Origin of the sequence: Okeania sp. SIO2C9, assembly GCF_010672455.1 — a bacterium.
In the GTDB taxonomy this organism is placed as follows: Bacteria; Cyanobacteriota; Cyanobacteriia; order Cyanobacteriales; family Microcoleaceae; genus Okeania.
Map to the genome: position 1 here is coordinate 1 of NZ_JAAHGO010000188.1, position 2399 is coordinate 2399.

Here is a 2399-nt window from a genome sequence, read left to right on the forward strand (position 1 = left end):
CGTAGCTCCTCCGCAGGAGGCTGTCGTCGCGGGCGGGCAGTCCGAGACGTTAAACAAGACGAGGAGCCGACGTAATTCTACCCGTAAAAAGGTAGTTGATGGCGATGAGTCGTCTACCCGCCCTGAGCCAATTCAACTTCGGTTGTTTTGATGGATGGGAATCCCGCGCTGCAGGTGCAGGTCAACGTCGGGAGGATGTCAAGTAAGTAGATTTATCCTTCATTAAAAAGCTTATATAGCCATAAGATTTTAGTTGTGAGATATTGAAAACTTTTAAGGAACAGGGAAAAGGGAACAGGGAACAGAGAAGAAGAAAAAAATGTATCATATGAATATAATAATTGCTATAATAATACTTTTAAAGCACATCTCAATTCTCACAACTGATTCCTGATTGCTATACTACTTTCAAAAAATACTGCTACATTAATCTTTGGTTGGTTAAAATTGTTTGGACAAGCTAAATTAAGAAACTTTACTGTCTGACAACAGTCAAATGTTTAAACTTTATTCTTGGTGATTTATGACTCACGAACAACTATTTAATATTCCCCCAGAAGCAAAACAAAAAATTGCTATTATTGGTGGAGGATCTATGGGAATTTCCCTTGCTTCTATTCTTTCTCAATTAGGAATTGCTGAAGTAACACTTCTAGAAGCTGAATCTACTCCTTTAAATCATTACAGTGCTTCCGTTAATAATACAGGGATTTTACATCACTTTGTTTATGGAGGACATTTTTCTACGTTAGAACTTTTGTTTAAACAAACTCTTTTGTTTAAAAAAGTTATGCCTGACTATGTTTTTGAAGATGAATATGTGAACTATTTAGTTCCTAATATTAAAGGAAATACAGCAATTGATCGAGAAGGTATAACTCTCAAAGATGTTAGTAAAAATTTGATGGAAATTTATAATAATCATATTAATAATTATCCATCAGATCAAATTTTCGGCTCTGTACAAGAACTGGTTCAGGAGATCGATCAAGAAGAAATTTTATGGGGAACTGGAGACAAAAATTCCTTCAATGGGGCAGTTAAAGTTAAACAACCAGTTCTAAATATCGACAAATATTGTAATCATTTAATTCAACTGCTTAATAAATTAATAAAAGAGGAAAAAATCAATCTGAAAACTAATCATAAAGTGACTAATGTTGAACTCAGCAACCAAGGATTTGAACTGAATATTAACCATGAAAAAACTTTGTACTTCAACACAGTTATTAATACAGGATATGCAGAAGGATTGGAAATTCCAATCCCCTCTTTTTCAGGAGAGAAAGAAGCAGGAAATATTGTTAAATTAAAAGCCTATGGGATATATAAAGTTCCAGCAACTCTCAAGACTAAAATTCCTCAATTGATAGAAGGTTTCTCCAGTACATTACTAATTCGTGGGCAATACGCAGGAATCATCAAAACAGGTGAGGATAATTTGGCTATTTTTTATGGATTAGAATATAATCAAGCAGAATTCTATGTTCCTCTCACTCAAACTTCAATCAATTTACCTCAAAATTGGATAAGTTGGATAAAGGGTGAAACTGACTATTTTGGCAATCGAAATGAAGCTTCTATTCTCCAAGCTATTCAACAAGGAGTATCTCAATGGATACCTTGGGTAGCAGAATTAGAACCAATAGAATTGAAAAAAAATCTTCAAGTTTATCCCGGTCAAGAACCAGCAAATGAATTAGAAACTGCTAAAAGAGATCATAATCCTATTCGTTATCAGTATCAGCATCAAACTGGCGAACAATATATTCATATTCCTGGAGCCAAATTAACATCAGTTATTTATCATTCTTTTCTAATTCTTCATAAATTACTACAAACTTATATAAACAAACAGATTTTAACGGATAAAGATGTAAATAAACACCTAATAATAGACAATAATAGAACTATAATTATCTCTCCAGAATTGGAATTTTTACTCGGGAATAAATTGTCACAATCTTCTCCATAAAAACCAGAAAAAATTATTAGGAAATTAAATGTATATTAAAATCAGGCGTTGCTGAAGAGCGTGTATGATATTAATCTTAATTCTTTAGGAATCAACCCACCCCTAACCCCTCCCAGGAGGGGAGGGGGAGGAGCGAGTCAGGAGGGAAGAAATAAGAACAAAGAATAATAGAAGAGAAAGTTTTTTGTTCGCGCTCTTATCCGGACATGATATCATATCTCAAATAACCAACGCCTCAAATCATATAGTACAATTAGTACAATATTTATTATTTAAACATTTTTATGAAAAAAAGTAGGAATTCCTGCCTTGATAAATACTTGTTCAGCAGTTAATTCTAATCCTTCAAATAGAGAATCTATCAATAGGGTATCTCCCATATAAGTTTGTGGCGGTGCATCTGGATAAAAAACTGTAATACTCC

At 33.6% G+C, this 2399-nt stretch carries 1 protein-coding gene; it reads left to right on the forward strand.

All coding sequences use genetic code 11. The annotated features are described in order from the left end of the window. Positions 1 to 523 precede the first annotated feature (523 nt). A complete protein-coding gene (locus F6K23_RS40125; protein ID WP_293166743.1) occupies positions 524 to 1975 on the forward strand; it encodes an FAD-dependent oxidoreductase in 1452 nt (483 codons plus the stop codon). Positions 1976 to 2399 lie beyond the last annotated feature (424 nt).